The organism is Actinophytocola sp. (genome assembly GCF_036378875.1).
Lineage (GTDB): Bacteria > Actinomycetota > Actinomycetes > Mycobacteriales > Pseudonocardiaceae > Actinophytocola.
On record NZ_DASUVO010000008.1, the window covers coordinates 41,875 to 58,101 of the forward strand.

Here is a 16,227-nt window from a genome sequence, read left to right on the forward strand (position 1 = left end):
GGCCACGCACCAGACACCGGACTCACGGCCGAACACGCCGGACAGCGCCGGTGATCAGCTGACAACCGCGCGGCTCGCCCAGACATTGGACGGGGCTCGCGGCCCGACACCCCGAACGGCGCGATGAACAGCTGACAGCCACGCCGCCCACGCCGAACTGACCAGCTCCAACCACGCACCAGACACCGGACGGGACTCACGGCCGAACACGCCGGTGATCAGCTGATAGCCGCGCGGCTCGCTCCGAGTTAATCAGCTCCAGCCACGCATCAGACAACGGACGGAACTCACGGCCGAACACGCCGAACAGCGCCGGTGATCAGCTGACAGCCGCGCGGCTCGCCCCACATTGGACGGGGCTCACGGCCCGACACCCCGAACGGTGCGATGAACAGCTGACAGCCACGCCGCCCACCGAACTAACCAACTCCAGCCACGCACCGGACACCGAATCAGCCTCGCGGCCGAACACGCCGGACAGCGCGAGTGATCAGCTGACGGCCGCGCCGCTCGCCGAACTGACCAGCTCCAGCCACGCACCAGAGGCGGGATGGGTCTCACGGTCGCACAGCGGGGCGAGGTGCTGATCGGCTTGCGTCGTGCAGCTGGCAACAAGCCCATCGGCTCCCGCTCGCACAGTGGGGCGACAAGCCCATCGGCCTCCGCTCGCGCAGCGGGGCGACAAGCCCATCGTCCCCCGCTCGCGCAGTGGGGCGACGAGGGACATCCGCTCCTGCTCGCGCGTTGGGCGACGCGTCGCCGACTCGCGGTCCGCCCGCTCGGCGACGAGGTGACGTGCTCATCGCCGGGTGTGGACAATCGCGTGTTCGGCCTGCCCCGGAAGGGGCCCCGGAAAGGGCTCGGGAACGTTGGTCAGATGCCGTTGCCCACGATCTCCTCCACCCGGTCGCGCTTGAGGTTGAGGTCCCAGAAGACCTCGGCGATCGCGTCGGGGTCGATCGTCGTCAGTTTGAGTGCTTCCAGGTCGAAGTTCTCGAACGCGGCCGGGTTGTTCAGGACAGCGGCCTCGGCAGCACTGTTCCTGATCAGCCCGCCGATGGGGACGATGCCCACGTACACGCCTTCGCCGGCCAGCGCCGCGTTCGCGCCGAACACGTAGTTGCGCAGGGCCGCGAGCGCGATGCCGACGTTGCCGAGTTGCGGCACGGGCGCGATCGCGGAGGTGCCGGACGCGAACAGCAGCGCGCCGTCACCACGCTTGCGCATCTCCGGCAGGAGCAGCGATGCCAGCCGGATCGGGGCGAGCAACAGCAGTCCCAGCTGGCCTGGCAGTTCGTCGGGGTCGATGTCGAGCACGTCGACTCGAGGCATGTCGAGGCCGCCTGGGCTCCACACGCCGACGTCGACCTGCCCGAACCGTTCCTTCACCTCGGTCACGGCAGCGGTGAGCTGGGCGGGGTCGAGCAGATCGGCGCGGAACGTGGCCGTCTCGACATCCGGCAGCGCGGCGGCCAGCTCGTCGAGGCTCTCCTGCCGGCGCGCGACGAGCGCGACCCGGTAGCCCTCACGGCCGAAGCGGCGAGCGACGGACAACCCGAGGGCAGGCCCGGCCCCGAAGATGGCGACGGTCTTCAACATGCTCTCCTCCCAGATAACTTGAGGACATCCTCAAGTTGCACACCGTACCATCAACTTGAGGATGCCCTCAACATCAATAGAATGGCACCGTGACGAACCCGAGGCCGCTACGCAGAGACGCGCAACGCAATCGCGATCTGCTGGTCGCGGCGGCCCGTCGGGTCTACGCCGCCCGTGGTCTGGACGTTCCACTCGAGGACGTGGCCAGGGAGGCGGGCGTGTCGATCGGGACGTTGTACAACCGCTTCCCCACCCGTGGCGCACTGGTCGAGGCCGCGCTCGCGGACAAGGTCGCCGGCATGGTCGAGCAGGCCGAGACAGCCGCGGCGATGGCGGACCCGTGGGACGGGTTCGCGTGGTTCCTGGAACGCTGCTGCGAGGTACAGGCAGCCGACCGCGGCTACAACGAGCTCTGCGCGCGGACACTGCCGGACACCCCCGAGATCGACCGCCTCAAGGCCCGTGGTCACGAGCTCGTTCTGACGATCGTCGACCGCGCGCAGAGGTCGGGACAGCTGCGCGCCGACTTCCAGGAAGGCGACTTCGCGTTCGTGCTGTGGAGCACCACGACGACCATCGACGCCACGGCGGCGACCGCACCTGACGCGTGGCGTCGCCACCTCGGGTTCATTCTCGACGGGTTCCGCGTCTCGGCGGCGCACCCGCTGCCCGCTCCCCCGCTCGGTCCGGACGAGGTGGCCAAAGCCATGCGCATGAACGGCGGCTGACAGGCAGACTCGTGTCATGACAGAAGATCCGTACCTCTGGCTCGAAGAGGTCACCGGCGAAACCGCCCTGGACTGGGTGCGGGAGCGCAACGCCACGGCCATCGCCGAGCTGACCGGCGGTGCCCGGTTCGCCACGCTGCGCGACGAGGTCCGGGAGGTTCTCGACGCCGACGACCGGATCCCGTACGTGCGCAGGCGCGGCGGGCACCTCTACAACTTCTGGCAGGACGCCACCAACCCACGCGGTCTCTGGCGGCGGACGACGCTGGAGTCGTACCGGACGAACAACCCGGCGTGGGAGCTTGTCCTCGACGTCGACGCGCTCGCCAAGGCCGAGGACGAGAGCTGGGTCTGGCAGGGCGCGGCAGTGCTGCGGCCGGACTACCGGCGAGCACTCGTCGAGCTGTCGCGCGGTGGCGCGGACGCGACGGTGGTGCGTGAGTTCGACCTCGAGACCCGCACGTTCGTCGAGGACGGTTTCACTGTCCCGGAGGCGAAGACCCGGGTGGGCTGGATCGACGAGGACCGGATCTACGTTGGCACGGACTTCGGCGAGGGATCGCTGACCGCCTCCGGCTATCCGAGGATCGCCAAGGAGTGGCGGCGCGGCACGCCGCTGTCCGAGGCCGTCACCGTGTTCGAGGGCAAGCCGGACGACGTGTCCGCCGGCGCCTATCACGACCCGACCGAGGGCTTCGAGCGCGACTTCGTGTACCGGCACCTGGACTTCTACCGCAAGGAGAAGTTCTTCCGCCGGCCCGGCGGCGAGCTGGTGAAGCTGGACGTGCCGGAGGACGCGGACACCTCGACGCACCGGGAATGGCTGCTGATCAACACGAGGACACCGTGGACGGTCGGCGGTACCACGTATCCGGCCGGCGCCCTGCTCGCGGCCAGGTTCGACGACTACCTCGCCGGCGCGCGCGAGTTGACCGTCCTGTTCGAACCGGACGAGCACACGTCGTACTCGTACCACGCGTGGACACGCAACCACCTCATCCTCGCGTCGTTGCGGGACGTGAAGAGCCGGTTCGAGGTGCTCACCCCGGCGCAGGGCTGGGCACGCGCCCCGCTCGCGGGTGTGCCTGAGGTCGGTTCGGCGGACATCATGGACACTAACCCGGATGACGACGACGAGTACTTCCTCAACGCGAGCGGCTACACCCAGCCGGCGACGTTGCAGCGCGGCGAGATCGGCGGGGATGTCGAGGTGCTGAAGCGGGCACCGGCGTTCTTCGCGGCCGACGGCCTGTCCACGCGGCAGTACTTCGCGACGTCCGACGACGGCACGCGGATCCCGTACTTCGTTGTGGGGCAGGAGAACGACGGGCCCACGCTGATGACCGGATACGGCGGGTTCGAGGTGTCGCTGACGCCGGGCTACAGCGGCACGACCGGCCGCGGCTGGCTCGCCCGCGGTGGGACGTACGTGGTCGCGAACATCCGCGGCGGCGGCGAGTACGGACCGGAGTGGCACCGGTCGGTGCTGAAAGAGCGTCGGCTGCGGGTGTACGAGGACTTCGCGGCGGTGGCGAAGGATCTCGTCGCACGAGGCATCACGACACCGGCGCGGCTCGGCATCCAGGGCGGGTCGAACGGCGGCCTGCTGATGGGTGTCATGCTGACGAGGTACCCGGAGCTGTTCGGCGCGATCGTGTGCCAGGTGCCGCTGCTGGACATGCGGCGCTACCACAAGCTTCTGGCTGGCGCGTCGTGGATGGCGGAGTACGGAGATCCCGACGAGCCCGCGGAATGGGCCTACCTCAAGGAGTACTCGCCGTACCAGAACGTGGCCGCGGACCGGCCGTACCCGCCGACGATCATCCTGACGTCCACACGGGACGATCGGGTACACCCCGGGCACGCACGCAAGATGATGGCGCGGCTGACGGAACTCGGGTACGACGTGCGGTACTACGAGAACATCGAGGGCGGCCACGGCGCGGCGGCGGACAACGCGCAGCTGGCGTTCAAATGGGCGCTGGTGTTCGAGTTCCTGTGGCGACAACTGGGCGACGAGCCGGCACAGCGGTGACGGCGGCGCCCGTCACACGACGGGTGCCTCGCCTCCCCAGTCCGGGGCCCGTGGGGCTGCTTCGTTCTTCGCCGCTTTGCGGAGCAGGTCGGCGACCTGGTTCACCGGCACCGGAATGGCCACCAGCGTGGCGGTGTCTTCGGCCGCCGGCGCGGCACTGCCCATGCAGTGCCAGCGGCTGTCGACCGACACGCAGGGCTGTCGCGGGAAGTAGCTGTCGCCGGCCTTGGCGAAGGCGAACACACGGTGCGTGCGTTCGCTGACGAGTGCGAGCTCTGCCTGGCCGACGACGGGTCCTGGTGTCGGCCCGCCCGGCAGGCTGGTGACGCCGGGCCCGGCGTCACCGGCGTTGGCCGCATCGGGTTCGTCGACCGCCGTGCCAAGCAGGAACACCGCGGTCAGCAACGCGATCATCACGACCGCCACGACTGCCCAGGTCCTGGGACGCAGCGGGCGCACCTGTCGGATGGACGATGTCGCCAGCCAACGACGGTATCCGGCGGCCTCGGCCTGCTCCTTCGACACCTCGGCGACGGCACGACCCATCGCCTTGGCCAGGCGTTCGAAGCGGGAGTGCTCGATGATCTTCACCGCGTCCCGGAGCACGCCCGGCTCCGCCAGGTCCTCGTACCTGGCGCCGTACGCCGCTGTGATCACCTTGTGCAGGTCCAGGTCGGCTCTCTGCTCCACCCGGCTGGCCACCCGATCCATCGCGGCGAGGTCGAGGGCGTGCCGCAGCTCGCCGCGCGCCTGGGATCTTCGCCCTTCCTCCACGACCATGGTCAGGTACAGGTCGAAGTCGGCGACCTTCTTGGCACGAACCAGATTCTCCGCCAAGGATCGCGGCGACGCCGGTGACTTGGTGTCGGAGCGCATGTGACGGCCGGACGCCTGCGTGCGCTCAGTGGGTGGGTGAGCGGTTTCGTGCTGTTTTTGCCGCGTGTCGGCATCGGTACGCACCGCATCCTGGAGCGGCTCGGTACTGGCTGAACTCCGCGCCGCCACAGGCGTTTCGGACGACCCCGCACCGCGTAGCGCGTGCGCGACCAGCCTGCCGGCGTCCCCGTCCACGTCCGTCGGCGACTCACTGTCCAACACGACGACCTCACGGTCCACCACGGCCGCCCCGGTCTGGCGAACCGGCAGGAACACGAGTTGCGGCAAGCCTCCCCTCACGGTGACGTCGTGGCGTTCCGCATAGGTCGTGAACGACCAGGACCGTGCGACGCCCTTCTCGCGCAGGTACCGGTCGCCGGCCGCGCGGAGGCACCACACCATGGCGATCTCGTAGCCCCTCGGACAGCCGATCACGCTCAGCGGACGTTCCGGATACTCGATGAGCTTCGCGAGTACGGTGGCGGTCGCTTGCTCGATCCGCTCAGCCTGGCCGCGCAGGACGTCCGCCATGTCCCCCTTGCTCGCGGGCTCGGGGCGCACCGTGGCGTGCGGCACCGAGTCGCTCCAGCCTTTCCACCGCAGCAGCTCGAACGCGGCCGAGAGGTCCAGCGCCCCGACAAGCGCATGGGCGTTGTTCCGACCCGACGAGTCACCGACCGCCACCCGCCGCAACAGCACGGAGCTGTCGCCGAACTCGAGATAGGACCAGGCGACGGCAGGCGGCGACACGTCACCGACCCCGATCAGCCTGACGTGCGGTTCCAGCCGGCGCAGCCACATCGACGCCATATCCGGGTCCGGGAACGAGTTCCAGAGCAGCGTCAACGCGCGCTCTTCTGTGGACCAGCCGAAGAACGCCTGTTCCACATCCCCGTGAGCGAGTTCGGTCATGGTCGGCCCACCCTGTCCGCCTCGGCGCCCGGGATCACGCCGGTCATGGCGAGGATCGCCACGAGCGGCTCCAGCACACGCGTCGGACGGATCCCGCGAGGGAAGTACTTCTCCAGCCCGTCGCCGGTGCTCCCGCCGTCCTGCCCGTTCACCGGTACCGCGTCGCCACCGCTGGCCGAGACGAAGTGCAGCGTGCAGCGCCGGAACGTCTCGAAGGGAAGCAACGAGGCCGCCGCACCGGTCTGGCTCAGGTAGGCGAACACATCACGACTCTCCCGCTGGACGCGTCTCGGGTCGACGAACCGCTCGTCGCCACGACGCAGCCACCGGTCAGCGGGCGGCACGTACCGGAGCCGGTCCGACTTCGTCACGGCGATCGTCGCGGGAAGCTGATCGACTCGACCGGGCACGCTGCGCAGCCGTTCCACAGCCAGCTCGAAGGCCTTGTTCTCCGCCGGTGTCAGCCGTTTCGTCTCCAGCGGATCCTCGGCCTCACACACGAAGATCACCGCGTTGGCGCCGAGCAGGAACCTGTTGGACCGGTTCTCCGCCGCGGTGCTCGCGAGGTCCTCCCCCGCGACGTCGAAGAACGTGACCGGCCGCTCACCCGTTGGCCCTCGAAGCAGCAGGATGTCGGCCGCCTCGATCACCCCGACCGTCGTGCCCGGCAACGCCGCTCCCTTCTCGAACATCTCGATGTACCGGGAGCGGAAGTCGTCGTGGCGCAGGATGTCGAGAGCTGTCGTGGAGATGTCGTACGGATCGAGCCCGTTCCGGTACGCCTGGCGGATCATGGCCGTGAGCAGGTGCGTCTTGCCCGACGCTGGCGCGCCGACCAGCCCGATGACCAGCGGGTCCTGGTAGTTGACATAGGTCGCGGGCAGGAGGTGTGACGGGGTGTCACCGGACGGGTTGGGGCACTCCAGGTATCCCTGCCGCAGGAGGAACGCCTGCTTCTCCGGGGAAAGCGGCGAGATGTCCTTCGGCTTGTACTGTCCGGTGTCCTCGTCCTTGATCAGGATCTCGGGACCTTCCGGCCAGGCGAAGGGATCCGCGCAGATCGGGCAGCGCACCGTCCTCGGCGCGGGCATCACAGGTTCACCCATCCGAACATCACCGCCAGCCCGACCACTGCCGCGATCACGACGAGCACGACCATCGCGGCGACGCCCCAGCGCGGGTTGGTTCCCCGATTGGCCGGTTCCTGGCCGGCGTTCGCCGTTGTCCTCCGCTTGCGAAGGCTGATCCGGTCGAACTGGCGTTGGCCGGGCGTGAGGCCGGCCTCGGGGTCACCCGCCGCCAGTTCCGGGACATCCGACCGCAGGCCGCGGAGCAGGTCGGCCGGCTCCGGCCGGTGCGCCACCTCGTTGTCGAACACCGGGTCCAGCAAGGCCCGCAGCCATTCCGGGTCACTGCTCCGGTCGCGCCGGAACCCGTTCGCCGACGCGCCCATCGCGACGTCACGGACGATCAGACAGGCGGCCCACACGTCGTCGCGCTTGTCCACCGTCCCCGATCCGCTGCTCTGCTCCGGAGAGTGGCTTGGCAGCACCGGTCCGGACCGACGCGGTTCGCCGACCTGTCGCGCTGACTCGAAGTTCACGAGTTGGACCTGCCTGCCGTCCCATCGCAGCGCGTCCATGGTGAGCGCGCCGTGGATCACGCCTGCCTCAGCCGTCAGCCGCACGGCCCGCAGCAGGCCCACCTCGAACAGCCGGCGGTGTTCTGGCTCGAGCCGCGTCGCGAGACCGGTGGCCGGGTCGCCCGCGTAGGCGTAGAACAGGACGAAGGGCTCCTCGGCGTCCACGTTGTAGGCGGCGAGCCGCGCCAGTTCGGGTGGATACCGGTCGGCGTACACCTGGCCGAGCCGGGTACCGGCGCGAACCTCGTTGTCCAGCATGTCGTACAGAGCGGGCTCGCGGTTGCCGTCGGCACGGGGCACGCACTTGTAGACGTAGCTTCGGTTCTTCACGACCACCAGTCGCTGCCGCAGCCGGGAACCGGGGGCGTCGTAGGCCCCTCCCTCGACCAGTTCGATCTCCCGCAGGCGGCCGAACACGTTGCGGCCACGGATCTTCACCAGCTCGGCCATGTACTACCGACTTCCCATCATGTGATGTACCGATTCCGGCCGCAACGGCACGAGTCGCAGCGCGCCGACCAACTCGCCGCCGTCGCTCCAGGTGATGCCCGGATCGGAGGCGAGCGCCCGGTCCGTGTGGCTTCGCTCGAGGACACCGCGCAGTCGCCCCGGCGCGAACCTCAGCAAGCCCGGCGAGACGGCCGTGCTGAGGTACCGGACCTGGTCACCCCGACACAGCTGCACCAGCTCGGTGCCGGGCCCGGTGCGCAGTGCCACGGCGGCCAGGGGCGAGTCCGCCCACAGCCGCGCGACCAGGGCGTCCCTGCGCCGGTCGCCGGGGGTGCCCGCCGCCAGCAGACCGTGTCGCCGAACCCGGTCGCCGTAGTCACCGAGCCTGCGGACCAGATGTTTCGCGAGCACGTTTCGGTCGAGCCGCCGACCGCCCTCCGCCGCCTGCCATGCCGGCGCCAGCGCGGCACGGCACAGGTCGGCGAGGTCGGCGTGGACCACGCGGAGAAGTTCCGGCACGGCCGGCGTGACCTCGTCAGGAGGGTCCGGCCATTCGCCCGCGAGGACGCGCCCACCGGTCGCGCCGAGGGTGGCTGAGAGCTCCTCGATGGCGACGGCGATCGACCCGGCGGTGGCGGCGATCGCGCGGTGCCGTCGCACCGGCAACCACTCACGGCCGACGGCTTCCTCGCAGCGGCGGGTGAGCTCCTCGATGGCGGTGCGCACGTCCGCCACACGCAGGCCCGCCGACCACGCCCGTACCGCGGCGCGCCAACTGAGCACGACCGTGGCCGCGCTCACCGCGCTCACGCCGACCGCGAGCAGACCGCCGACCAGCTCCGGCACGGCTACCCAGGACAGGACGACATCGGGAGCCAGGGCACCACCAGCGACCCCGGCGACGGCGGCGACGCCGTAGGTCCCGACGGCGGGCAGCCAGGCCGTGGCCAAGCCGTGTTCCGCTGCCGGGCCCGGTCGCCTGGCGAGCAGCAGCAGGCCGGACGCGAACCAGCCGGCGGCGAGCAGACCACCCCCGACCCAGCCGGACGAGCCCGGTCCGAGCAGGATCGTCAGGAGCGCGCAACAGACGGCCACGACCGGCAGCAGTGCCCGGCTGATCGGCCAGCGCCGAAACGCGGGCATGCCAAGCGACAGTGGTCCGCGCCCACGCACCTCGGCCAGGTCGGTGCCGCAGCCCTGTGGCTCGCTGGTCGCCGCGGCCAGGCGGATCTCCTCGGCCAACGTCGTGAGCGATGTCCCCCGGGCCAGCCTCTCGGTCACGACCTCGCGCAGCGCGGGCACGATCTCGCCGAGCCGGGCCGCTCTCGGGGTGGGCACGCCCAGCTCCGTCACCTTCGCGACCGGTGGTGTCCCGACTCGAAGGTGCCCGTCGACCCGATCCAGGAGCAACGCCAGACACTCGCGGTACTCCTCGGCCAGCTGACCCGCTCTGGCGACCTCCTCGCCGAGGCGCGCCGTCGGCCGGTCCCGGCCGAGCAGCGCGGGCCCCGTCCCGAGCACCGCGGTCAGCTCGGTCACCCGGTTCAGCGCCCGCACCGCCTTGTCCCTGGTCTGGTGGATCCGCCCGGCCAGGACGTTCCCGCGGTGGTCGTTCGACGAGTCGAGCCGGCGCACCCTCGGCCCGAGGTTCACCGCGGATCCGTATTCGGGTGCGGTGAGGGCCTGGACAGCTGCCTCACCGGCGTCGACCAACTCGACCGGGTCCGGTGCGATCGGCGCTACCCGGACCGCGGGACTCATGCCGGGATGTCCCTCGGCCATCTCGACGACCCGGTCGAACACGTGCGGCACCCGGAGCGCGGCGATCAGATCGTCGAGCGAGTCCCCGGCCTTCTCGTCGGCTTCGACCGGACGAGGGTGCGAGCCGTCGGGCACCCACCTGACCCCTTCGCGGTCACCGACCCACAGGACCGTGGCGTACCGCAACGCGTGCGGGATGGCGAGCACCGCGCCGCCGAACCGGTCGTCGCCGTCCGCCTCGCCGATGGCCACGCACACGACCGCGCTCACCATCTCCCCGCTCACCAGCGCGAGGTAGGTGTCCGCGTGCTTGACGAGGGAGTCGGCGTCGTCCAGGACCACCAGCCTGCCGAACCGTCCGACCGGTGGGTCGCCGGGCGCGACCCGCAGGTCCAGCACTTCGACTTCCGACGCGTTCGTGGACATGCCTCACCCGCCCAGCTCGTGCGCGACGTCGACCTGCTCACGCAGCTCGAGGAGGTTCTTGCTGGTGCCGCTGATCTGCCTGTGCAGCGCGGCCGGCAGCGCGCGGCCCCAGAAGTCGCGGAGCACGGCCAGTTGCGGGTCACGGGCGAGCACCTTGCTCTGCTCGGCCTGTTTGATCTTCAACAGCTCGGGCGAGGCAAGATCCACGATCGCGGCGAACGCCGCCGCCGGCTGTCGCGGTGACCGGTCCGCGTCCGAGGGCACCGTCGACATGAGACGCGAGGCGAGGCCACGTCGGCTCGGGTTGTCGTCGGCGAGGATCCACTGCTCGTACGCCTGCAGCACAGTCGCCCAGGAGGACAGGGCGCCCAGTGGGGTGAGCCCGAGCCGCATCGGCACCGAGTCCCGGCTCCCGATCTCCACCGTGATGTGGTCCGGGCTGTTCATGTCGCCGGCGACGGCGACCTTGCCGTCCCACGCCGCGCAGAGCAGCCGATGCAGCACGTTGTCGTGGTCCTGGTCGTCCATGAGGAGGTAACCGCCGTTCTGGCTCAGGCGGCGCCGCCACGGCAGGTGTCCTCCGGCTGCGGGCGCCGGTGCGCGTCGGCCCACAACCGGACCACTCGCCGCAGCTCCGGTACCTCCGTGACCCCCATCGAGCTTCGGGTCAGCACCACGACCATCTCGTCCGCCTGGGTGGCGCGGAACTCCGGTTCCCCGACCATGTCGGCGGGCAGCGAAACCTCGCGGCGCAGGAACCGCTCGATCTCGGCGTTCTCCCGGCCCGCCGGATAGGTGAACAGCGCCTTGAGCCGGGACTTGCCGTCCGGTGCGAAGCCGCCGGGCACGAGTTCGGCGAGCTTCTGCCGGAAGCGGATCAGGTCGGGCTCGGTCACCGACCTGTCCCGTCGTTCGATCGCGTTGGCGAGCAGGTCCTCCATCCGGGGAACGAGCGCGGGCTCGTCACCGAGCCTCGGGCGAACGGCCTCGGTGACCGCCACCTTGACGCGCTGGAGCACGTACGCGACAGCGGCTTCCGGCGCGCGGCGCCCGTCGGCGTAGGCCGCCGCGTAGGCCGCCACCCAGCCGTTGGTGTCCCGGAGCAGATGGTTGAGCACGTGGCCCTCGTTGGCGTTGGCGATGGCACGCAGCGGCTCGCTGTTCTTCAGCCGCGCCAGCACCGTCTGGTAGAAGCCCTCCAGACCGCGGTCTTCCGCCGGCAACAGGTAGGTCACCCCGACCCTGGCCTTGTAGAGCTCCTTCCACCGCAGGTCGAACTGCTGCGACTCGGCACCGGCGTGGAGCAGGAACTGCTCGTGGACGGCCGCGAACTCCTGGCGGAAGGCGTCCCACGGGCGGCTCCACAAGCGGTGGCTGTCGCCCCACGCGGCGTTCCAGATCGCCCGCGTCTGCCAGGCGTACCAACGGTCCTGCTGTTTGATGACCGCCTGAGCCGCGTCGTCGCTGATCCGCATCCGCTGGGTCAGCCGCTTGCGCAGGTTCTCCGGCACCGGCGGCGCGGACGCGTTCAGGCCGGGTGGCGCCTGTGGTTGCGACCGCCAGCCGTCGAGCAGGGCCTCGCAGCCGCGTTGGTCGGTCGGATGGACCAGTTCGGGATGCCCGCGGATCACCCGGTGCAGCCGGAAGATGTCCATCTCACTCAGCAGCGCCACCGCGGCGCTCGCGGGATCGAAACGTTGCGCCATGGTGGCGACCGGGGCGGCGAGTGCTTCCCGGTCCCGCGTGATGTTGGCCGCCATCGCGTCGGCGCGCGCCGTCAGCGCGGCGATCACCTGCCCGTAGCCGGTCGGAGCGCCCATCGGCGGCAGCGCTGCCGGCCGTGCGAAACGCAGCTTGTCCAGGCCTGCCTTGATGACGAAGTCCTCGATGTACTGGCGGTTGGTCTCGGCCGCGCCAGGGGGAACACGCAGTTCCTTGATCGCGTTGGCCAACAGGTGGGCGCTCACGATGTCGGTGAGCTCGAGCAGCGGCGTGGTGAGCGCCGCCACCGCGCTCGTGGTGACCCCGCGCCGCCCGACGCCGGTGTCCGCCACCGCGTGCCGTTCCACCGCGCCGTTGATGAAACCGTCGGCGAAGGTCTGGTACGGCTGTTGCCGCGCGTCCTCACTGTCCATTTGGGCCGGTCCGGCGCCGATCAGCGACGTCATGAGCGACACCATCGAGCGGCCGAGATCGTCCCGGCGCACCCCGCCGACCGGCCGTCCAAAGAGGAACGCCGTCTGCACGGTGTTCGGCGACAGCCGCACCTGTTCCAGCTGCGGGTACCGAACCGACACCGCACCGTGCGCTCCGGTCGCGTCCAGGGCGTCCGGCGTGCCCTGCGCGTTCTGGTCGTCGATCAGGCGGAACAGGTCGACCAGCGCCGAGCCGGCGTTGAGGTTCGCGGGCCGGCCGCCACCCTGGCCGTCGTCGAACGCCGACGGCATGAGCACCATCGGGTAGATCTCGGCCTGCTTGCCGCCCCGCTGCATGAGGTCACCGACAAGGTGCAGGTAGTCGTAGTAGATCCCGCTGCCGGTACCGCCCGCCACGGAGAACGCCACGAACACGATCACCGGGTCGACGCGCTGCGTGCGCTTCCCGCTGACGACGAACAGTTCCCCGGCGGACTCGTTGATCCGGGCAAGGGCCTGCTTGATGCCGAGCAGGGCCGTGTCCGGGTTACGCCTCAGCGTCTCGAACAGCACGCTGCGGCCGACGGTCGGCAACTGACCCGCGCCGCGGAGCAGCGGTCCGATCCGGGGATCCGTCTCCCGAGGCGGCAACCAGCTGACCGTCTCCTCGTCGGAGTGGATCCGCAGGCTCTCGGCGACGTCCGCCGAGTTGTTGAGGTGTGCTGGCACGAGATCGGTGATCAGGTGCATGGTCTTGCGGGCCGCCCGTTCGTGCTCACGGCCCGGCACGACCTCGCGGCGTACTCGCCTGAGCTCGTTCTCGCTGAGGTCGGCGTACACGAACTGCAGGCATGACGGCAGCTGGAACGGCAGGTAGTTCTGGCCGGTCATGTCCCCGAGCAGCTTGGTGCCGTCCGGCCCGCACAGCTCCTCCCGCAACCGGCGTTCGAGCTCGGCGCCGACCTTGCACCCGGTTCCGCCCAGCCCGAGGAACAGCATGGGTTGGTAGATCCTCATCACGGATTGTCCTTTGTCATCGGCCATCGGAACGTGGTCCGCGCACGGTGTGCTCAGCTGAAGGGATCGTCGGGATCGAAGTAGCGGCCGCCTCCCGGCGTCGAGTCGTGCCGCGCACGTTCGGACCGCGCCGTGGTCGGGCCGTGGTCGAACATGTCGTCGACGAACGGATCCTCGACCGGGGAGTTCGCGTCAGGGACCGCTCCGGACGCGGGGTACGAGGTCCCACTGGCCGAGGACATCGCCTCGGCGAACGGATCGAGCGGCGGCACGTCCGCGAACGGGTCGTCGCCGTCGGTCGCGGCGGGCTCGGTGACGCCGAGTGCTGCCGGCTCCCCGGTCGCCGCGCCGATCACCACCGACCGATCGTCGATGACGACGAGGGATCGCTCCGCGCCGATGGCGAACGGCTCCTCCGGTTCGAGTGCGACGGGCTGACCACCGGGCGGCACCAGGACGACCTTGTTGCCACGGCGGCGCAGTGTGTAGGCGTTCGGGTCCCCCGGCAGCACCTCACGCAGCTTCCAGCCGGTGAACTCCTGGTGCACGGCGAACACGAGGCGCTTGGCGTTCGGGTCGCGGGGCGACAGCTCGTCGCTGCTCCCGCCGCTGAGCACACGAACGCGCAGGTCGCGCACCCTGGCCGCGGCGGCCCGTGCCCGCAACCTGCCGGCGAGGAACGCCCCGGCGACGAGCAGCAGCGCCGCGAGCGCCACGAGAGCCCAGAACAACCACCGGGGGGCCGGCTCCTCCCGTACGACGACGGAGATCTCCCGCTCGGCGACGACCACGGCCGGGTCCGCCGCGTCGACCACCCGCAGCGTGGCCGCGTTCGAACCGAGCACCGTGCTGTCGCCGAAGCGCAACGTGAAGGGGATCTTCGTGACGCCGGCCGCGGCTCGCACGGTGCCCGGGTCCACGGTCAGCGAGGCGCCCGCCGACGGCGTCGCCACGAGAAGGCGTAGCTGTTCCGGGGTACCGGAGTCGTTGGTGACCGACACCGTGCCGGTGACCGTGCCGCCCGGAACCACCGCGGCGTCGTTGCGGTCGAACAGGATCTGACCGGTGAGCAGCGCGCTGCCCGGTTGGACCCCGGTGTACAGCACCCGGGTGTCGCCGCCGATGCCGACGCCGGTCACCTGGCCGGTGAAGGTGAGGGCACCGGACGCCTCCTTCGGCACCGTGAGCTTCCCGTCGAACGTGCCGTCGGCGGCGTCATCGGTGAGTGCCACCCGCGGCGGCCGATCCACTCCGTCCCCGGTCAACGTCGTGACGAACGACAGTCCCGCCAGCGTCTCCGGGTCAGTGACCGCTCGCCCCCGCGCCCACACCTGCATGCTGATGTCGACGGTCTGCCCGGCCGCCGGCCGCGGCGGGCTCACCGACAGGTTCGCCTTGACCGCGGCCTGGAAGACCACCGTCGCGGCGACCTGCTGGGTGGGTACGTCCGCGGAGGACAACCGCACCGTCCACTCTCCCGGTCTGGGGTCGACGATGCGCACGGACTCGGTCTCGGTGGACTGCCCGGCGAACTCGAAGTCCGTGCCGCCCTGTCGTGGAGCGGGCTGGTCGGCGTCCGGAGCGCGGTACTCGACCTGTATCCGCGGGTCACGCTTGTAGACCACGATGGACGCGTCGCTGGCGATCTCGGGGATCACGACCGGCAACTCCACCGAACCACCCTGCGGGACCTCGTCTGTGACGAGCGGTCCGTACCGGACACAACTCGCCGAGCTGAACGCGTTGGCCACGGCAACCTTCAGCTCGGCGGGCGTCGGCGATACCTGCGCACGCGGGTCGGGGGCGGCGGGTGTGCAGCTCCGTCCCACGGCGAACCCGCTCAGCGCCGCGGTGTCGACGTCCCCGAAGCCCATCGGCCACACCTGTGCGCCGGCCTCGTCGAGATCGGCCAACACCTCCCTGACCCGGCCGGCCGCCGCCGAGTTCCGCCGCTCTGGCGTGTCGCCCCAGGCCGGACTCTTGGCGACGTCGAGCTTTCCGTCGGTCAGCAGGAAGACGACCTTCTTCGCCGGCTCGTCGGCCTTCACCGTGTCCAGGGCCTGCGACAACGCGGCGACGTGATCCGTGCCGTCACCTTCGTCGGGATTCCGCCGTCGCAGGTCGCCGACGCAGTTGCCGAGTGTGTCGCGCTTCTGCGCGGAGTCCAGCACCGTCGGCGGGCACACCACGTCGACGGGGCTCTGCCCCGGTCCGTCCGAACTGGCGAACCCGGCCACCGACACGACCGAACCCGGTGCCAGCACACTGAAAACGATCGTCCGCGCTGCTTCCTTCTCGGCGGCGACATCGGCCTCGTCAAGGCTTCCCGACTCGTCCACGAGCACGACGACCCGCAGCGGAGGCAACGTCGCCGGCTGGTCCTCGGTCTGCCCGTGCGTGGCGCCTGCCGGGAGCACGGCGGCGGCCGACAACGCCGCGATCCCGCACGTCGCCCACCGGCGCGCTTTTCCGACTGGATTCGCCACGTTATCCCACCAATCACACAAATCCGCAGCCCACGGCACCGCCACGCGCGACACTCCCGCCGGTCGCGGATTGACGGACTTCCAGGTCACGAGGTCCACAGGTTTCGACTGGTGCGAACGTCGCGGCATCCGGATGATTCGTTACAACGTCACCCGAATA

General features: G+C 70.3%; 10 protein-coding genes. 2 read left to right on the forward strand and 8 right to left on the reverse strand.

Going from position 1 to position 16,227, the window contains the following annotated elements:
• Window positions 1–873: 873 nt before the first annotated feature.
• Complete coding sequence (locus tag VF106_RS02605) at window positions 874–1,599, reverse strand: SDR family NAD(P)-dependent oxidoreductase (protein ID WP_330837903.1); 726 nt, start codon at window positions 1,597–1,599, stop codon at window positions 874–876.
• Window positions 1,600–1,688: 89 nt separating this feature from the next.
• On the opposite strand from VF106_RS02605, the gene VF106_RS02610 reads away from it, so the two are divergent.
• Together VF106_RS02610 and VF106_RS02615 are read left to right on the forward strand one after the other, a co-directional pair.
• Entirely contained in the window at window positions 1,689–2,327 is a 639-nt protein-coding gene (locus VF106_RS02610) for a TetR/AcrR family transcriptional regulator (protein ID WP_330837904.1), read from the forward strand.
• 16 nt (window positions 2,328–2,343) lie between these two features.
• Window positions 2,344–4,362, forward strand: a complete 2,019-nt coding sequence (locus tag VF106_RS02615) for a prolyl oligopeptidase family serine peptidase (protein ID WP_330837905.1) — start codon at window positions 2,344–2,346, stop codon at window positions 4,360–4,362.
• Window positions 4,363–4,374: 12 nt separating this feature from the next.
• Here VF106_RS02615 and VF106_RS02620 read toward each other — a convergent pair whose 3' ends face one another.
• From VF106_RS02620 to VF106_RS02650, 7 genes are read right to left on the reverse strand one after another with little or no spacing between them, the layout of a single operon-like run.
• Window positions 4,375–6,150: a hypothetical protein gene (locus VF106_RS02620; RefSeq protein ID WP_330837906.1), complete on the reverse strand. Its 1,776-nt coding sequence runs from the start codon at window positions 6,148–6,150 to the stop codon at window positions 4,375–4,377.
• Window positions 6,147–7,256, reverse strand: coding sequence for a TRAFAC clade GTPase domain-containing protein (locus tag VF106_RS02625; RefSeq protein ID WP_330837907.1), 1,110 nt, complete (start codon window positions 7,254–7,256; stop codon window positions 6,147–6,149). Before VF106_RS02625 ends, VF106_RS02620 begins: the two co-directional genes overlap by 4 nt.
• A complete protein-coding gene (locus tag VF106_RS02630) occupies window positions 7,241–8,242 on the reverse strand; it encodes a hypothetical protein (RefSeq protein ID WP_330837908.1) in 1,002 nt (333 codons plus the stop codon). The genes VF106_RS02625 and VF106_RS02630 overlap by 16 nt, the downstream gene beginning before the upstream one ends.
• A gap of 3 nt (window positions 8,243–8,245) precedes the next feature.
• On the reverse strand, window positions 8,246–10,429 hold the full coding sequence (locus VF106_RS02635) for a hypothetical protein (RefSeq protein ID WP_330837909.1): 2,184 nt from the start codon (window positions 10,427–10,429) through the stop codon (window positions 8,246–8,248).
• A 3-nt stretch (window positions 10,430–10,432) separates the two neighbouring features.
• On the reverse strand, window positions 10,433–10,957 hold the full coding sequence (locus VF106_RS02640) for a hypothetical protein (protein WP_330837910.1): 525 nt from the start codon (window positions 10,955–10,957) through the stop codon (window positions 10,433–10,435).
• Window positions 10,958–10,980: 23 nt separating this feature from the next.
• Entirely contained in the window at window positions 10,981–13,581 is a 2,601-nt protein-coding gene (locus VF106_RS02645) for a tubulin-like doman-containing protein (protein ID WP_330837911.1), read from the reverse strand.
• A 53-nt stretch (window positions 13,582–13,634) separates the two neighbouring features.
• Window positions 13,635–16,067 (reverse strand): VWA domain-containing protein, encoded by a 2,433-nt coding sequence (locus VF106_RS02650; protein WP_330837912.1) that lies wholly within the window; start codon window positions 16,065–16,067, stop codon window positions 13,635–13,637.
• Window positions 16,068–16,227: the final 160 nt, after the last annotated feature.

Bases quoted from the DNA above. Each gene is read 5' to 3' on its own strand.
- VF106_RS02605 (WP_330837903.1), bottom strand. From the start codon at position 1,599: ATGTTGAAGACCGTCGCCATCTTCGGGGCCGGGCCTGCCCTCGGGTTG.
- VF106_RS02615 (WP_330837905.1), top strand. From the start codon at position 2,344: ATGACAGAAGATCCGTACCTCTGGCTCGAAGAGGTCACCGGCGAAACC.
- VF106_RS02620 (WP_330837906.1), bottom strand. From the start codon at position 6,150: ATGACCGAACTCGCTCACGGGGATGTGGAACAGGCGTTCTTCGGCTGG.
- VF106_RS02625 (WP_330837907.1), bottom strand. From the start codon at position 7,256: ATGGGTGAACCTGTGATGCCCGCGCCGAGGACGGTGCGCTGCCCGATC.
- VF106_RS02630 (WP_330837908.1), bottom strand. From the start codon at position 8,242: ATGGCCGAGCTGGTGAAGATCCGTGGCCGCAACGTGTTCGGCCGCCTG.
- VF106_RS02635 (WP_330837909.1), bottom strand. From the start codon at position 10,429: ATGTCCACGAACGCGTCGGAAGTCGAAGTGCTGGACCTGCGGGTCGCG.
- VF106_RS02640 (WP_330837910.1), bottom strand. From the start codon at position 10,957: ATGGACGACCAGGACCACGACAACGTGCTGCATCGGCTGCTCTGCGCG.
- VF106_RS02645 (WP_330837911.1), bottom strand. From the start codon at position 13,581: ATGAGGATCTACCAACCCATGCTGTTCCTCGGGCTGGGCGGAACCGGG.